This is a genomic window from Shouchella tritolerans (genome assembly GCF_025770735.1).
GTDB lineage: Bacteria > Bacillota > Bacilli > Bacillales > Bacillaceae_D > Shouchella > Shouchella tritolerans.
In genome coordinates, this window is record NZ_JAODPB010000003.1 from 205,035 (window position 1) to 222,808 (window position 17,774).

General features: G+C 46.5%; 13 protein-coding genes and 1 pseudogene. All 14 read left to right on the plus strand.

The genetic code is table 11. The annotated features are described in order from the left end of the window. Positions 1-144 precede the first annotated feature (144 nt). The 14 genes and pseudogenes from N6H06_RS11440 to N6H06_RS11505 all read left to right on the plus strand — a co-directional run bounded on the left by N6H06_RS11440 (position 145) and on the right by N6H06_RS11505 (position 17,771). Positions 145-1,128 (plus strand): AraC family transcriptional regulator, encoded by a 984-nt coding sequence (locus tag N6H06_RS11440; RefSeq protein WP_263706644.1) that lies wholly within the window; start codon positions 145-147, stop codon positions 1,126-1,128. Between the two features lie 232 nt (positions 1,129-1,360). Next, a pseudogene (gene rhaB / locus N6H06_RS11445) lies at positions 1,361-2,725 on the plus strand (rhamnulokinase); the annotation flags it as partial. A 48-nt stretch (positions 2,726-2,773) separates the two neighbouring features. After that, complete coding sequence (gene rhaA, locus N6H06_RS11450) at positions 2,774-4,045, plus strand: L-rhamnose isomerase (protein ID WP_263707289.1); 1,272 nt, start codon at positions 2,774-2,776, stop codon at positions 4,043-4,045. A 22-nt stretch (positions 4,046-4,067) separates the two neighbouring features. Beyond that, positions 4,068-6,140 (plus strand): bifunctional aldolase/short-chain dehydrogenase, encoded by a 2,073-nt coding sequence (locus tag N6H06_RS11455; protein ID WP_263706645.1) that lies wholly within the window; start codon positions 4,068-4,070, stop codon positions 6,138-6,140. Positions 6,141-6,218: 78 nt separating this feature from the next. Further along, positions 6,219-6,533 carry an L-rhamnose mutarotase gene (gene rhaM / locus N6H06_RS11460; RefSeq protein WP_062748759.1) on the plus strand — a complete coding sequence of 105 codons (315 nt, stop codon included), beginning with the start codon at positions 6,219-6,221 and terminating at the stop codon, positions 6,531-6,533. A gap of 34 nt (positions 6,534-6,567) precedes the next feature. Beyond that, positions 6,568-7,821, plus strand: a complete 1,254-nt coding sequence (locus N6H06_RS11465; protein WP_404830352.1) for an MFS transporter — start codon at positions 6,568-6,570, stop codon at positions 7,819-7,821. Positions 7,822-7,945: 124 nt separating this feature from the next. Continuing rightward, the gene (locus N6H06_RS11470; RefSeq protein ID WP_213029091.1) at positions 7,946-8,782 is read left to right on the plus strand and encodes a helix-turn-helix transcriptional regulator; all 837 of its coding nucleotides are present in this window, start codon (positions 7,946-7,948) and stop codon (positions 8,780-8,782) included. A 255-nt stretch (positions 8,783-9,037) separates the two neighbouring features. Then, positions 9,038-10,210 (plus strand): Gfo/Idh/MocA family protein, encoded by a 1,173-nt coding sequence (locus N6H06_RS11475; RefSeq protein WP_062748755.1) that lies wholly within the window; start codon positions 9,038-9,040, stop codon positions 10,208-10,210. A 14-nt stretch (positions 10,211-10,224) separates the two neighbouring features. Next, positions 10,225-11,403, plus strand: coding sequence for a dihydrodipicolinate synthase family protein (locus tag N6H06_RS11480; RefSeq protein ID WP_062748753.1), 1,179 nt, complete (start codon positions 10,225-10,227; stop codon positions 11,401-11,403). Further along, positions 11,400-12,221 carry a sugar phosphate isomerase/epimerase family protein gene (locus N6H06_RS11485; RefSeq protein WP_062748752.1) on the plus strand — a complete coding sequence of 274 codons (822 nt, stop codon included), beginning with the start codon at positions 11,400-11,402 and terminating at the stop codon, positions 12,219-12,221. The genes N6H06_RS11480 and N6H06_RS11485 overlap by 4 nt, the downstream gene beginning before the upstream one ends. A 38-nt stretch (positions 12,222-12,259) precedes the next feature. Beyond that, on the plus strand, positions 12,260-13,411 hold the full coding sequence (locus N6H06_RS11490) for a Gfo/Idh/MocA family protein (protein ID WP_062748750.1): 1,152 nt from the start codon (positions 12,260-12,262) through the stop codon (positions 13,409-13,411). 102 nt (positions 13,412-13,513) lie between these two features. Next, positions 13,514-15,259: a sensor histidine kinase gene (locus N6H06_RS11495; protein ID WP_062748747.1), complete on the plus strand. Its 1,746-nt coding sequence runs from the start codon at positions 13,514-13,516 to the stop codon at positions 15,257-15,259. Continuing rightward, positions 15,216-16,322, plus strand: coding sequence for a response regulator transcription factor (locus N6H06_RS11500; RefSeq protein ID WP_263706658.1), 1,107 nt, complete (start codon positions 15,216-15,218; stop codon positions 16,320-16,322). The genes N6H06_RS11495 and N6H06_RS11500 overlap by 44 nt, the downstream gene beginning before the upstream one ends. 135 nt (positions 16,323-16,457) lie before the next feature. Beyond that, positions 16,458-17,771: an ABC transporter substrate-binding protein gene (locus N6H06_RS11505; protein WP_062748743.1), complete on the plus strand. Its 1,314-nt coding sequence runs from the start codon at positions 16,458-16,460 to the stop codon at positions 17,769-17,771. The last annotated feature ends 3 nt before the right edge of the window (positions 17,772-17,774 follow it).

The following is a 17,774-nucleotide window of genomic DNA, read 5'->3' on the forward strand; positions in this document are numbered from 1 at the left end:
AAAGCTATAGTGGCATGATTGAACAGGTGGCGCTAAGCGTACGTACCGAAGAACAAACCATGTTATCGATGCAAGACCAGTAGATAGTAGTCGATAACTTTAGAGCCTAGATAGACAAGCAAGATGAAAAAAGGGGGACCAACGGTGGGATTGCTTGAAAAAATGTTGCCGCTTACAGAGGAAGAAAAAGACATTCTTGAATATCGGCGTGTGATGAAAGCACGTTATACGTCAAAGCAACAATTTATTATCGAAGCCAATAAGTTTCTGGCCCCAGGGGCAGAAATCATGATCCGCAAGCATACGCGCTTTATTGATTTTCCTCCACACAAACATGACTACATTGAAATGAATTATGTCTATAACGGCAGTTTAAAGCAAACGATTGGCGATCGTGCGGTCGAATTGCAAAAAGGGGAGCTGGTTGTGTTGAACCAGCATATTGAACACCAGATAGAGGCATGCGGTACAGAAGATATTATCATTAATTTTATTATTCAGCCGTCTTTTTTTAATTATATTTTCTCTTTTTTAAATGTGGAAGGGCCCTTTTATTCATTCCTTATCGACAGCATTCATGGTGGCGAACCGTTTGGCCAGTTCCTCTATTTTAAATGTGCAAAAGAAGAGTCTGTGCAACAACTGCTGAGGAAAATGGTTGAGGAAATGATGGAGCCAGACGCTTACTCGCAAGCGTCTATTAAGTTGTATGTCGGCATGCTCATGATTGAGTTAGCAAAGAAAGCGAATACATTAGATGGCAGACCAAAGCCTTCTCTGCACAACCAATGGATTCGGCAAACGTTTGCTTATATCGACGAACAGTACAAACATGCTTCTCTATATGAGCTAGCTGAACGGCTGAACCAGCCCCATTACTTGCTCAGCAAAGTCATCAAAAAGCAGACTGGGAAAACGTTTAAAGCGCTGTTACAAGAAAGGAGATTGGACATAGCAAAGGAGTTGCTCGTTCAATCGGATGTGCCTGTATCGGTTATTGCGCAAGAAATTGGCTATGACAACTTCAGCTATTTTTATCAAATTTTTAAGAAGCATTTTCATACAACTCCGCTCGTTTATCGAAAAAAACATCGATCTTCGCCGCCTCAGCGATGCGTTAGACTGTAGACAAGCGCTCGCATCTGTCGTCGTTTGTCTCGGTCACCTGCTCAAGAACCCTCTGTGCTAGTCCCATCTTTCCTTACCAGCACTCTCCATCTGACAAGCGTTTTCTATCAGTCTAATTGATTCGTATATTTGCAAATAACGACAGTATTTTGGTGAATGACGCTATAGTGGCTTCCATGACAAACACGTAAGATACAAGTAATCGTTCTATAGCGAGAAAGGGGGAGAAAAATTGGGGGAATATCGGCTGGCCGTTGATATCGGCGCCTCAAGCGGCAGGGTGATGGCTGGCAAAATAAGCGAGACCGGCATCGATTTACAAGAGGTCTATCGGTTTGATAATCAGGCTCAGTTGATGGGCGGCCATTATTGTTGGGACGTTGACTACTTGTTTTGTGAAATCAAGCAAGGCATTCGAGTGGCAGTTCAATCTGGCTTGCAGCCGGTTAGCATTGGCATGAATACATGGGCGGTAGATTTTGTCCTTCTCGATGAAAAAGGCGAGCGGTTAACTGAAGCTGTCTCCTACCGTGACCCACGAACAAACGGCGTGATGGAAGATGTGATCGAGACGTACGGAAAAAAGGCATTATACGAACGGACGGGTATTGCTTTTCAGCCTTTCAACACTCTTTACCAACTGTTGGCATTAAAAAAACAAAACCCGGAGTTGCTTGAGCAAGCACATGCATTTCTAATGGTGCCCGATTATTTTCATTTCTTGCTGACAGGTGTCAAAGTCAACGAGTATACGAACGCAACGACAACTCAGTTAGTAAATGTCAATACAAAGGATTGGGATAGACAACTACTGAAAGAGCTCGGCTTGCCTTGTGGAATGTTTCAGCCATTGCAGCAACCTGGCACAAAGATCGGTTCTATAACAGAAAGCATGGAAAAAGAACTGGGCGTCCAACTCGAAGTCATTGTGCCTGCTACCCATGACACTGCTTCGGCGATTGCGGCGCTCCCAGAAAAACAAACATCGGTTTACATCAGCTCAGGTACGTGGTCGCTTATCGGTATTGAAAACCGCACGCCGATATGTAGCCAACAGGCGATGGCTGCCAATTTTACGAACGAAGGCGGCGTCGGCTCCCGTGTTCGCTTTTTAAAAAACATCATGGGCTTATGGATGATCCAAGAAGTACAAAGGCTGCTCCCTGGGCATTGGAGCTTTTCTCAACTGGCGCAAGCAGCCAGTGGGTCAACGTATACCGGGGAAATTGATGTCGATCAACATCGTTTTCTAAAGCCAGAAAACATGATCGAGGAAATTCAACAAGCTTGCCGCGAAAAAGGGCTTGCTGTTCCTGAATCGCCCGGCGATTTGGCTAAGTGTATTTATGATAGTCTGATTGCTAGTTATGACAAAGCTGTAACCGAGATTGAAGCTATTTCAGGAAAGACGTATGAGCAAATCCATATTATTGGCGGCGGAGCGCTAAACGAGGAGATTAACCAACGTTTAGCAAACCGGACCAACAAAACGGTGATCGCTGGTCCAACTGAGGCAACTGCTGTTGGCAATCTGCTCGTACAAGCGATTGCAGGCGGAGAACTTTCTCGCATAGAGGAAGGTCGTGCACTAGTACGGACAGCGTTTCCTGTCACTTACTATCTACCGCAAAGGAGTGAATGGCACATGACGAGTCGATTTGAAAGCGCTAAAGTGCAATATGAACAATTAGGCATAGATGTCGAGGCAGCATTTGCGAAAGTAAAACAAGTGCCCATTTCCGTCCACTGTTGGCAAGGAGATGACCTTCATGGAACAGAAGTGATTGCGAACGAGTTGTCTGGAGGCATTGATGTAACGGGGAATTATCCCGGCAGAGCGCGGAACGGTGAAGAGCTGAGGCGTGATTTGCAAAAAGCGCTAAGTTTAATTCCTGGAAAGCACCGCGTCAATCTCCACGCTATGTATGCGGAAACCGATGGCGTGCCAATTGACCGCGACCAATTGAAGCCTGAGCATTTCGAAAAGTGGGTTAAATGGGCAAAATCATTAGGCATTGGCCTCGATTTCAACCCAACGGTGTTCAGCCATCCTAAGGCCGCTGATGGACTGACGCTTGCCCATCCAGATGAGGAAATCCGAACGTTCTGGATTAACCATTGTAAAGCATGCCGGAAAATTGCTGCCTATTTTGGGGAACAATTGGGGACGCCATCGCTAGTAAACATTTGGGTGCCAGACGGTTATAAAGATACGCCTAGTGATCGGCTAACGCCACGGAAGCGTTTAAAAGAGTCTTTAGATGCGATTTATGCAGACGAATACGACCCAATGCTTGTTCTTGATACCGTCGAAAGCAAATTGTTTGGCATCGGTTCAGAAGCGTACGTTGTCGGGTCACACGAATTCTATTTAAACTATGCCAACCAAAACAACAAGCTCTATTTGCTTGATACCGGTCATTTCCATCCAACGGAAGTCGTTTCTAACAAACTGTCGGCGATGTTACTATTTCACGATCAATTGGCATTGCACGTTTCCCGTCCTGTCCGCTGGGATAGCGACCATGTAGTCACCTTTGATGATGAGCTCCGAGAAATTGCGATTGAAATAGTCCGCAACGATGCTCTTGGCAACATCCATATTGGCCTTGATTTTTTTGATGCAAGCATTAATCGTGTCGCTGCCTGGGCCATTGGCACGCGCAATATGGCAAAGGCGCTGTTGCATGCAGCCCTAATGCCCCATCGCCATTTAAAGCAGCTGCAAGATGAAGGCGATTTCACATCGCGCTTAGCCATGCAAGAACAGCTAAAAACGTATCCATTTGGCGACATGTGGGATGAGTATTGCAAACGCCAAGGAGTGCCGACAGAAACGGAGTGGCTAGATGTCGTCAAGGAATACGAACAGAAAGTCCAACTGAAGCGTGAAGGTGAAAAAGCGAGGCAATGCTAATTTACTAGAAAGAGGGATCGTCATGGTACAACATCTTTGGAATGAGGAAGAAGCAAGCAAATTGTATCAAGGCCTTGATGAGTTGGTGTACCGCTCCAATTTAATTGGCGCCGACCGCGCTGTCTGCAATTGGGGCGGCGGCAATACGTCGATGAAAACAACCGAGATCGACTTTCGCGGCAATGAAGTCAACGTTATGTGGGTTAAAGGCAGCGGCTCAGATCTGGCCACAATGGGGGCGAACAACTTTACGGGCTTGCGGCTTGATGATGTCTTGCCCCTGAAAGAACGGGAAGCAATGACAGATGAGGAGATGGTCGCTTATTTGGGGCATTGCCTAATCGACCCTCACCACCCGCGCCCGTCGATTGAAACGCTGCTTCATGCCTTTTTGCCATTTAAGCATGTCGACCACACTCACCCAGACGCAATCATTAGCCTATGTTGTGCTGAAAATGGCCGCGAGCTGGCCGAAGAGCTATTCGGTGACCGCTTTGTATGGGTGCCTTACATTCGCCCTGGCTTTACACTGTCAAAAATGATTGCAGAACAAGTAGACGCGAACCCGAAAGCGGAGCTTGTACTAATGGAAAAACATGGTCTTGTCGTCTGGGGAGAAACAGCAAAAGAAAGTTATGACCGCACGATTTCCGTGATTAATGAAGCGGAGCAATTTATCGAGAAAAAGCGAGGCAAAAACGCACCTTTTGGCGGAGCAGCAACAGCAGGGCTGAAAAAAGAAGAGCGCGAAGCATTGCTGGCCAACATCATGCCGGCGCTACGGGGGGCAGTGGCCCATAATGGGCGGAACATGATTGTGACCTACGATGATAGCGACCCTATCCTTGAATTTGTCAACAGCAAAGAGGCAAAGGAGTTATCGCAAATTGGCGCTGCCTGCCCTGACCATCTTGTCCATACAAAGCGATTGCCTTTGTTTATCGATTGGGTGCCTGAGGCAAGTGACGAAGAAGGATTGAAGCAAGCGGTGCTTAAAGGAATAGCCGCATACAAAGAGGAGTACATTCGCTATTTTGAGCGCAATTGTCGTGAGGGCGACAAGATGTTTGAACCGTCGCCGCGTGTGTTGCTCATCCCAGGCGTCGGCCTGATTAGCAGCGGCAAAGCGATTGAAAACGCAAAAGTGAGCCGCGCTCTTTACGAACGAGCGATCGCTGTCATGCGTGGAACGAGTGCGTTAGGCTCCTTTGTTTCACTGAATGAAGCCGAATCGTATGAAATCGAATATTGGCCATTGGAGCTTTACAAACTATCGCTTGCGCCAAAAGAAGCAACGTTTTCGCGGAAAGTGGCGTTTGTGACAGGGGGAGCAGGGGGCATCGGCAGCGAAACATCCCGGCAATTCGCTGCTCAAGGCGCACATGTCGTGTTGGCTGACCTCAATCTTGAAAGGGCAGAAGAAGTAGCGACAGAAATAAATGGGCAATTCAGTGCTGGCCGGGCGCTTGCGCTAAAAATGGATGTCACAGATGAACAAGCAGTCGCGCAAGCTTTTGCCGACGTGGCGCGGACATACGGGGGCGTTGATATTCTCGTCAACAATGCTGGCCTTGCCACATCAAGCCCTTTTGATGAGACGACTTTACAGGAATGGCAACTCAATCTCGATGTGCTCGCGACAGGCTACTTTCTCGTCGCCCGCCAAGCGTTTGCGCAAATGAAAGAGCAAGGGACAGGCGGGAGCATGGTGTTTATCGGCTCGAAAAATTCGGTTTACGCAGGGAAAAACGCATCAGCCTACAGCGCTGCCAAAGCGATGGAAGCCCATCTCGCACGCTGTATTGCAGCTGAAGGGGGCGCCTACGGAATTCGCGTTAACACGGTTCTCCCTGACGCCGTCCTGCAAGGTTCGGCTATTTGGGATTCGGCTTGGCGCGAGGAAAGAGCAGCTGCTTACGGAATTGCAGCTGATGAACTTGAAGACCATTACAAAAAACGGACAACGCTTGGCGTCCATATTTTTCCGGCAGATATTGCGGAGGCTGTTTTATTTTTCGCTTCGTCCAAGTCAGAAAAAACGACGGGCTGCATGTTGACTGTAGACGGCGGCGTACCAGCAGCCTTTCCAAGATAAGGGTGGTTTCCTCTCCGCTAAAAAGGCGGGGAGGAAATTTGTATGAAAAGACGATGAAAGGAAAAGGAGTGAACGAGCATGATTCGCAAAGCTACGGTAATGAAGGTGTACAAAGATAAGTATGATGAATACAAACAACGCCACGACAAGCTTTGGCCTGAAATGGCGGAAATGTTAAAAGCCCATGGTGTCCATCATTATTCGATTTTTCTGTTAGAGGAGACTGGCCAGTTGTTTGCCTACTTGCTGCTTGAGGACGAAGCAACTTATGCCAAAGTTGCAAAAACGGAGATATGCCAAAAATGGTGGGCGTATATGGCGCCGCTAATGGAGACAAATGATGATTTAAGTCCAGTTTCCCATGATTTAAAAGAAGTGTTTTATTTAGCATAAAGGGGTGGTTGTTGTGGCGCTGCAAAAGAAGGGAATGAAAGCAACGATTACGGTAGCGATGTCCAATTATTTAGAAGCAGGCGCTATTGTTGCTGGCGCTGGTGGGCTAACATTATGGGTCGAGTATTTGCAGTTGACCGACATGTGGGTAGGGCTGCTAGGCGCCTTGAGTGCTAATGGCTTTGGAGCAGCAATCGGTGCCCTAATTGGTGGTGCTTTAGTCGACCGCTATGGCAGGAAATTTATTTACAAATATGATTTGTTGCTATATATGGTAGGCATGCTTCTCATTGTCTTTGCTTTTTCCTTTCCTATGCTGCTTGCTGGCTATGTCATCGTTGGCATTGCTGTTGGCGCGTTAATTCCAGCAGCTTGGACGTATATTGCCGAAGAGGCGCCGCCAAGTGAACGGGCTGCCAGAGTCGGTTGGTCCCAGTTTGCTTGGTCGATTGGGCCTGCTATTACGCTTTTTTTGTCGGTAGCGCTCGCTCCCCTTGGTTTGCTAGGCAGCCGTTTGATTTTTGCGCAATTGTTTGTAGTGGCGATCATCACTTGGGTATTGCAACAGCAAATCAATGAATCGCAAATATGGGAAAAAGAGCAAGAAAAAGCACGGCTGAATCAATCAGGCCAGGCTGCTGTGAAGGGCTCGTTAAAAGATTTGTTTACGGTGAAAGCAAATTTGAAAGCGCTTGTCTTTCTCATCGGTATCTACTTTTTCTGGAACCTTGTCGCTGGCACAATGGGATATTTTATGCCCTATATTTATGAAACGGTAGGCGGCTTGTCAGCAGCACAAGCCAATTTGCTGCAAGGGGTGCTTTGGACGTTCACGGTGATAGCTACTTATGCTGTGTTTATTAAGCTTGGCGATAAAGTGAACCGTAAGCTTTTGTTTGGAACGGGAGGAGTTTTGGGCATCATTGCTTGGTTCATTCTGACTTTTGGCGGTATGGGCATGACAGAACTAGTCTTGTTTGTAACAATTTGGGGTTTGGCTGCAGGGTTCGGTGCCCAAGCGTTCTACGCGTTGTTTGCTAGCGAATTGTTCCATACAAAATACCGCGCCCAAGCCCAAGGGTTGATGTTTTGCATCGTACGGATTGGTGTAGGGTTGATTTCTCTTGTCGTTCCGGCAATGATTTCGAAAATTGGCTTTCAACCATCGGGAATGATGATGATTGCTTTCTTGATCATTAGCCTAGTCATTGGCGTTATCATGGCACCTGAGACGAGAAACCGGTCATTGGAAGCAATCCAACATGAACGTTATGGAAAAAGCGCTTAACCTAGGACATAGAAAGGGATTGAGTCAAAAAAAGGATTAAAGGCAGCAAAATCGAAAATGTACGAGTAACATGACACAAGAGTGAATCGCCCTTTTAAAACGTTTAGGAAAGGAGTTGAGCTCTGTGAGGACTGGAAAAACAAAGCCAAAGGAAGCGGTTTATTTATATGAAAATAAGCATAAAGAGAAAAATTTCATTCATAGCCATTTTCATTATACACACCAGCTTCTCTATGTCCTCGACGGAAAAGGGGAGTGCGAGTTAGGGAAACAAAAGCATGCGCTCGCTTCTGACAATTTGCTCATCATTCGCCCTTTGACACACCACTCAATTGTCGCACAATCAAAAATGACGATGCTCGTGCTAGAGTTTGATGAAAAGCAACTGCCTGTGGAGTACAGGCACACGCTTATAGCTGATGTGTTTGCCCGTTCAGAAGTGCTCCGCCTCAATTTGTTTAAAGGGAGTGAAGTCCGCCAATTGCTAAGGCGTATGCTTTACGAACAACTCCAATATAGGGACAGCGAAAAAATCGGCTTGTCGCTTTTGCTGGGAGAGTTGTTGCTGCTATTAAAGCGGACGAAAAAAGGATTTACCTACCAAAACACAAATGAGTGGCGTGCGGCTGCCCTTAAAGAGTATATAGAAAATAATTACTACCAGTTAAGCCGCGCTGAAGAATTAGCTGCCAAAATGGGGGTAAGCTCCCGCTATATGCAGCAAATCTTTAAAGACGCATACGAAACGACGCCGATGCGCTATTTAACCGAAGTCCGTTTAAACCGCGTAAAGAAATTACTATTAGAAACCGACCTTGATATGGTTTCGATTTGTTTCGAAGTTGGCTTTGAATCGTTGCCTACCTTTTATCGTGTTTTTAAAAAGCAAGTTGGTGTTAGTCCGCTAGTCTATAAGCATACTCAATTAAGCCAGTATCATCATCGCAATGTTTCAGAATAATAGCCAAAAAGTCGCTTAGGCCCCTAATGACCATAGCTGATTTAGTTCGGAAACTGAGAACGAAAAACGGGGAGTGATAAGACGACTTGGATGCGCTTTCACTAAACTGAAAGCAAGAGTTAGTCGATAAAGTCGACAAAAATCATCCTGACTGAAAGAAAACGCTTGTCAGCCGAGGTGAGCAACGAGTGTTTTTCTACAGTCTGGTGCTTTCATTAAACTAGAAGCGATCTTAGATGAGAGGGGCATATAAGAATGGCTACGCATCCAATTGGCATTATTATGAATGGCGTCACGGGGAGAATGGGCACAAACCAGCATTTAATCCGGTCGATTTTAGCAATCCGTGACCAAGGAGGTGTTGCGCTTCCTAATGGGGAGACGCTCATGCCTGACCCGGTGTTAGTAGGAAGAAACGAGGCAAAATTAGAGGCGCTTGGGCGCAAATACGGGCTAAGTCGGATCGAAACGGACTTAGAACAGGCGCTGGCAGACGAATACAATGTCATCTATTTTGATGCACAAACAACGAGCCGCCGCGCCGCCGCAATTAAGCAAGCGATTTCAGCAGGCAAGCATATTTATTGCGAAAAACCAACGGCGACAAGCTTAGACGAAGCGCTTGAATTAGCCGAACTCGCCAATAAAGCAGGAGTGAAAAACGGCGTTGTCCAAGATAAACTGTTTTTGCCTGGTTTGTTAAAGCTAAAACGATTGATTGACAGCCATTTTTTTGGTGACATTTATTCGGTGAAGCTTGATTTTGGTTATTGGGTATTTGAAGGCGATTGGCAGGAAGGGCAGCGGCCAAGCTGGAATTATCGAGAAGAAGATGGCGGCGGCATTATTGTCGATATGTTTGCGCATTGGCGTTATGTGATCGACAACTTGTTTGGCGAGATTCGATCTCTTTCTTGCCTAGGAGCGACTCATATTAGTAAACGCGTGGATGAGGGCGGTCAACTATACAAGGCGACAGCCGATGACGCGGCCTATGCGATTTTTGAATTGGAAAATGGGATTGTTGTCCAAGCAAATTCCTCGTGGGTGACGCGTGTCGACCGTGATGATTTATTGACGATCCATGTTGACGGAAAATTTGGCAGTGCAGTCGCTGGATTACGGGATTGCAAAATCCAACACCGGGTGATGACCCCTCGGCCGACGTGGAATCCAGATATACCAAACCCGATCGCCTTCCAGGAACTCTGGCAGCAAGTGCCAGACAATGAGCCTTACGAGAATGGCTTTAAAGCGCAGTGGGAACTGTTTTTGAAACATGTTCATACAGACAGTCCATTTCCTTGGGACTTGCTTGAAGGAGCCAAAGGGACACAGTTATCAGACTTAGGTTTACAAGCATGGCGTGAGCGGAAATGGGTCGACGTGCCTAAACTGACGGCAACTGTTCCGGAAAAGCATATTTAAGGGAGGCAATAAAAATGGCTTACACAATTACATTGCCAACTGCAGACAGGAACAAAATGGTCTATACACTCCAGAATACCGAGCCTACATGCCTAGAAACGGCTGCTTTTTCAGCACGGCGTGCCTACTCAGCGGCCCACGTCGTCGCCGATCCGTTATCGCCTGTACCGCCAGTACTGGGCGGCAAAGTTGACTGGGAAGCGACCCTTTCTTACCGCCACCATCTATGGAAACTCGGCTTCGGTGTCGCTGAAGCAATGGATACAGCGCAAAGAGGGATGGGCTTAACATGGGAAGCAGCCAAACAGTTGATTGCCTACTCGGCAAAAGAAGCAAAAGCAGTCGGCGGTGAAATCGCTTCAGGTGTGGGGACGGATCACTTGAATGACAAAGAGGCTTATGGGCTTGATGCGATTATTTCCGCTTATGAAGAGCAAATGGAATTTGTGGAAGCACAAGGAAGTCGTGTGATTCTCATGGCAAGCCGTGCCCTTACGAAAACAGCACGGTCACGAGATGATTATCGGAACGTGTATAGCCGCCTGCTTCGCCAAGCAAAGGAACCGGTGATTCTCCATTGGCTTGGCGACATGTTTGATCCAAATCTAGCCGGTTATTGGGGAGACCCATCCATTGACGGGGCGATGGATGTTTGTTTGGAGATTATTCATGAACACCAGCACAAAATAGATGGGATTAAGCTATCGCTTCTCGATAAAAACAAAGAAGTGGCTATGCGCAGCCTGCTTCCTAAACAGGTGAGGATGTATACAGGCGATGATTTTCATTATCCTGAACTGATTGCTGGGGAAAACGGCTTTTATAGCGATGCGCTATTAGGCATTTTTGACGCGATTGCGCCGGCAGCCGCTGAAGCTTTCCAAGCGCTTGACCGCGGCGATCTCGAAACATATAACCAGGTCTTGGCGCCAACTGTCCCACTTGCCCGCCATATTTTTGAAGCGCCGACCTACGCATACAAAACAGGCATTGTCTTTATGGCCTACTTAAATGGGCACCAAAACCATTTCAGAATGATTGGCGGTACCGAAGGAGCAAGGTCAGCTGTTCATTTAGCAAAGCTATTTATGTTAGCCGACCAAGCAGGCTTGCTCGTTGAGCCTGAGAGAGCGATTGCTCGGATGGTGCTAACGCTTGAAGCAGCTGGTATTGGCCAGGAGGTGCGTCTATGAGCGGTGCTGCAGGAATCGAGCGGTTCAGCTTAAACCAGATTACGACTGAACAATGGACGTTGCCAGAAGCGATTGAAGGCTGCGCTCGCCACGGGGTGGGCTGGCTGGCTGTTTGGCGCCATAAACTGCATGAGTACGGCTTAAAGGAAGCGAAAGAGCATATTCGTGATGCCGGTCTTTCCCTTTCCAGCTTATGCCGCGGCGGCATGTTTCCTGCTGCTAGCCAACAAGAGCGGCTCCAGCGAATTGAAGACAATCGGCGTGCCATCGACGAAGCCGCCGAACTTGGCGCGAACGTGCTTGTACTTGTATGTGGACCAGCTGCCGGCAAAGATTTAGTGGAAGCAAGAAAGCATGTACAAGCAGGGATTGAGGCGATTGTTCCCTATGCAGAAGAATGCGGCATTCAACTCGGAATCGAGCCTCTCCATCCGATGTACGCGGCCGACCGTTCTGTCATAAATACACTAAGGCAAGCCAATGATGTAGCTGAAACGATTGGCACAAAGCAAGTCGGTGTAATCGTTGATGCGTTCCACGTTTGGTGGGACCCAGAGCTAGATCAACAAATCGAACGGGCAGGCCACCATATACTTGGGTTCCATGTTTCCGACTGGAACGTTCCTATTACAGACATGTTTAAAGGCAGGTCCCTTATGGGCGATGGTGTGATCGACTTAAAGAACATGCGCCGGTTAGTAGAACAAGCAGGTTATAGGGGACCGATTGAAGTCGAAATTATGAACCAGTCGCTCTGGAACCTTTCCGGTGACGAAGCAATGGCGAAGATCATTGAACGGTTTAATGCTCACGTCTAATCGCGTTGTTGGCAAGAATGCGAACGAGGAGGCTTAAAATGGCGGATTTGGTTTCAGTAGTGGTGGCTGGCATTAATGGTTATGGCAGCGGATATGTAAAAAAGCTATTAACCCACAAACGGGCACTGCTTGCAGGGGTTGTAGACAATGCGCCGGAACGCAGCCCGCATTTGCCCGTTTTACGAGAACGGGGTGTACCCGTCTACCATTCACTACGCTCGTTTTATGAAGAACATCATGCCGACTTGGCTGTTATCGCCACACCGATTCATTTTCATACAGTCCACGCCCTAGAAGCGTTAACGAACGGCAGCCATGTCCTGTGTGAAAAGCCGCTTTCCGCTGTGGCGAATGATTTTCCTTTATGGGAAAAAGCAGTAAGAGAGGCGCATAGATGGGCAGCGATTGGTTTTAACTGGTCATTTAGCAAAACCGTCCATGCGTTAAAGCGTGACCGAATGGCCGGCTTGTTTGGTCGGGCCAAGTCGCTAAAGACATTGGTGTTTTGGCCGCGAAACACAGAGTACTATCAACGTTCCGATTGGGCAGGAAAACGTTATTCCCAGCAAGGGCAGGCGATTTTTGATAGCATTGCCAACAATGCCGCAGCCCATTTTCTTCATCATTTGTTGTATGTGCTAGGCGACAAAATCGATACTTGTGCCAATGTCGTTGATATCGACGCTGAATTGTATCGGGCCAACCCAATTGAAACATTCGATACATGCGTATTACGAGCAAAAACAGACGAAGGAGCAGCGCTCTTGTTTGTAGCCTCCCACGCCACGGAGGAAGAGGCCGGTCCGATGTTTGCATTTGAATTTGAAAAAGCGACAATCGAATATAAGTGCAACAATAAAACAGGGCACGTCATCGCTTATTTTAAAGATGGTTCTACAAAAGTATATGGCAGGCTTGGCGTTACACACGATGATTCATTTGCGAAGTTGGACGATTGCATTGAAGCAGTTATTGATCCCAGCAGAACGGTCCCTTGTACGTACGAAACAGCATTCGCCCATGTACAAATCATCGAGCAATTAAAACAACACCCTATTCACGAGTTTGCTAACGTCAAGCAAGTTGAAGGCTACCGGATCGTGCCAGGTTTAGCCGACGCATTGCTTGAACGCTATGAAAACCCACACCAATTCCCGTTTACTCCAATTAAAGAAACGCTGAAAACGTAGCAGGTAGCACTCGCGACAATCGCGGGTGCTATGACTGTAGACGTCTGATTCATTTTGCCGGCAAATATGGCCTTGACTTGGCTGTGTGATAAGGTGGTTGCTATGTTTAAAAAGGCAAAGGTCAAAACCATTCTGTTTTTAAGCATTGCGCTGTTTACTATTTTCCTATTTTTCGTCGTGATCGGCGTAAGTTATCGCATGGTTGTGTCGGAAACGATTGCCTCGACGTCGGCTCACCAAAAGGAGCTTTTGCACTTATACCGGAATGAATTGGATAACCAGATGAAGGCGTTGGAAGAAACAGCTGTTGTTATCTCAAGAAATGCTGATTTACAAGCATTTATCCATAACCGACACAAACACTTTTCTTATAATCGACAACGAAACAACCTCCACAAGTATCTGCATCAAGTTGTATTAAGTTCATCGATGATTGATTCCATTGATATATACATGGATCATCCCCCAACTTTTGATAGCCAATATCCAATCCGTTTTCTTTCTAAGATTGATCTGCACAGTCATCCAAAAAACAAAGAAGTGAATGAGGCCAATGAAGTCTGGCTAGGTACACACGACAAACATTTAACAGAAGAGGAAAAGGTCGTCTCTTACTTGTGCAAACTGTATTCCGCAAAAGGAACATTAAAAGCGATATTAGTATTGAACGTCCGCGCCCGTGATTTCGAAGCCTTGTTTGTTGATAGAGAATACCATGCAAATCATCGAATGTTAGTTGGCAAAAATGGAGAGGCCATTATGGCCGCCCATGCAACTGACGAAGAAATAGGAAGGATTGTGGATGAACATTCTTTAAACCAAGATGGGAAAAGGGAGCTTGACCAGGGGCTGGCTGTATGGTCAGCGTTAGAGCGTGCCGATTGGTTTCTTGTTGAGGTAACGCCATGGGAGGAGCTAACGAAAGGGGGAAGACGAATTACAGCTGTGCTTATAGCAATTAGCCTAGTAGCGATTGCAGGGGCGCTTCTGTTTGCTTTGTTTCTGTCTACGGCGTTTTCAAAGCCAATTCTCCAGCTACGCCAAGGGTTTGTGCAATTTGGCAAATCACAAAAAGTAAATGTGCCAAATGGCTATCAAAATGAGTTTGGCGATTTATTTGAAGGGTTTACGGAAATGACCAGGGAAATTCATGCATTGCACCAGTCTTTAGAGGAAGAGCACCGCCGTAAAAATGAGGCCGACATAACAGCATTACAGGCAAACATCAACCCACACTTTTTGTACAATACACTCGACCAATTAAATTGGATGGCGATTGCCCGGGGCCAAGATGAGATCAGTGAAGTGATTGAATTGATGGGAAAAATGCTGCGGATTGGCCTCTCGAAAGGAGAAAGTTTCATTCCGATTGCCGATGAACTGGACCATATCCGCTACTATATGCAAATCCAGCAATTTAGAAAAAGCGTCGATATTTCATTTGAGATCGATGTCCCACCTGAAGTCCGACACTACTATGTACCGAAATTTACATTGCAGCCGATTGTTGAAAATGCGATTGTTCATGGTTTTCATCGCCGCCAACGTGGGGTAATTGACATTTCCATTCGTCCATATAAACAAGCGCTTCGACTACAAGTGAAAGATGATGGCGTAGGGTTTGAACAAACGGAGCCGCTACCTCGGAAAAACGGTTATGGTTTGCAAAACGTCGCAGCGCGTTTACAGGCGTTTTTTGGTGAAGAAGGAACCATCACTGTTTACAGTACAGTAGGAGCAGGCACGACGGTATTGATTGAAATTCCGCAAAAGCAAACAAGCGATTGGGGAGGAGTAAACAAAAATGTGGAAAACCGTTATTATCGACGACGACCGGCAAGTAATTGAAGGGCTAAAAGGCATCATTCCTTGGGATACGTTTAACATGACTTTTGTTGGAGAAGCGTATGACGGCGAAGAGGGGATCAAGTTGATTCAAAGCAAACAGCCGAACATTGTCGTGACCGATATTTATATGCCTGTGTTGGAAGGGCTGGCAATGGTTAAAACCGTGATAGATGAAGGATTTGCTGGAAAGGTTGTCATTTTAAGTGGCTTCGATGATTTTGAGTACGCACGACAAGCGCTGCGCTTACGTGTAGATGAGTATTTAAGCAAACCCGTTTCGAAAACGACGATTACCACTGTGTTTGAGAAAATCGTCAGTCACTTAACGGCAGAGGCGGAAGAGGAGATGAAAAACAAACAATTGGAAGTCCGCTTAAATGCGGTTGCGCCATTGCTTGACCGCCCTTTTGAAATAACTGGCGAGTCGCTACCCCTTTATGAAACATTGGCAACTGCTGTACGTGGCAACGATTGGCGTAAAGCACAACAAGCAGCAAGAGCGGTCGTATCTTATTTACGTGATGCTAAAGAACTGGAGCGCCCTTCATTCATTCATTTCCATGCAAACAGCTTGCAAGCATTGATCCGGGATGGTGTACGAAATAGAACCGGCCAACACGTCTGTGCCAATAGAGTGGAAGTGGCACCTGACCAATTGTTGACGATCGAAGACTTAGAAGCATGGATCGAGTCGCAAATTGATCAAGCGTGCATCGCCTCGATTTCAGAAGGCAACGCTAGGCATCGCCGCGCTGTACAAATGACGATCGACTATATTCATGCCCATTATAACCAAGATATTGTCCTTAAAGATATTGCGGAAGAGGTAGGCTTATCTAGGAAATACCTTGGGATTGTGTTTCAAAAAGCAGTCGGTGAATCGTTTAAGTCCTATCTTACCCGCGTTCGGATGGAAAAGGCGAAACAGTTGCTGCTAGAAGGGGAACTGTATATTTATGAAATTGCTGATCAAGTCGGTTACAGCCATGTCCATTATTTTACAAGGCAATTTAAGCGTTATTTTCATGCCAGTCCAACTGAATTTATCAATCAAAAAGAGTGAAAGCACCGCACATTTCTTTAAAAATGGTCTTTTGTGCAAACTATTTCCCTTTTGTCATCTATTCACCCACAAAAAGAGTTTTTAAACTATTACTAAATGAAAGCGCTTTATTCTATGAAAAGGGGAGGCGACAAAATGAAAGTATGGCCAGGATTAGCTGGAATGTGCTTAGTGAGTGCCATGGCGCTGGCAGCATGCGCATCGTCGGAAACGGAAGTGGTCGAAGGAGAGGGCGGCGAGAAAGCGGATCTGAAAAGCGGCCAAACAGAACTGAGAGTCGCATGGTGGGGATCGCAAGCACGGCATGACCGCACAATCGAAGCGATTAAACTGTTTGAAGCTGAAAATCCTGATATCGCCGTTACGACCGAATTTACTGGCTGGGACGGCTACTGGGAACGGATGTCAACGCAAGCAGCAGGCAGAAACTTGCCAGACGTCATTCAAATGGATTTACAGTACATTAACGAATATGTCTCCCGTGATTTGCTTGTTGATCTAACATCTTACGTAGAGGATGGGACGCTTGATTTTAGTGATGTCGATGACATCTATTTAGAAGGCGGGATTGTGGACGGAGGGTTGTATGGAATTAACCTTGGTTCCAATGCCATGTCAGTCGCTTACGATGCTGAGATTTTCGCCGAAGCAGGTGTACCGGAACTAGAGCCTGGTTACACGTGGGATGACTATATAGAGGCGGTCAAAACAATCAACGAAAACTTGGACGGTATGTATGCGTACGCTTTCGGCGATAATTTAAACTTTTTTAAGCATTATTTGCGCCAACATGATTTGTGGTTGTACAACGAAGACAACACAGGGCTTGGCTACGACGACGACAAGTACCTAATCGATTTTTTAAACATGTATAAAGACTTGCTCGACAGTGGGGTGGCTGCACCTCCTGATGTCAAAGCCGAGGTCCAAGGCCTCCAAGATGAATTAATTGTCCATGGCCGCGCTTCGACGTTTTCGCCGCACAGCAATCAAATTGTCGCCCTCAATGAAGCTGCCGGCCGTAAGCTTCAGATGACAACATTGCCAGCAATGGAAGGGGGATCAGAAGCCTCCTTTATCAAACCGTCATTGCTATTTTCAGCTACAAGCCAAGGGGACAAGAGCGAAGAAGCCGCGCGATTCATCAATTTTTTCGTCAATAGTGTAGAAGCCAATGAGATTTTAAATGCTGAACGGGGCGTGCCGATTTCAGAAAAGGTTCGTGATCACCTTTATGATCATGTTAGCGAAAATACACAACTGCAATTTGATTATGTTCAGTTAGTTGAACAGAGGGCTGCGCCGATCCATCCACCAGATCCAGCCGGTACAGGTCAGATTTTGGATTTATACGCACGTATGATTGAAGAATTCGAGTATGAGTTGCTGAACGCCGAGGAATTTGCCGAACGTTTCCGCGACGAAGTTGAGATTATTTTAAGCAATTAGCTA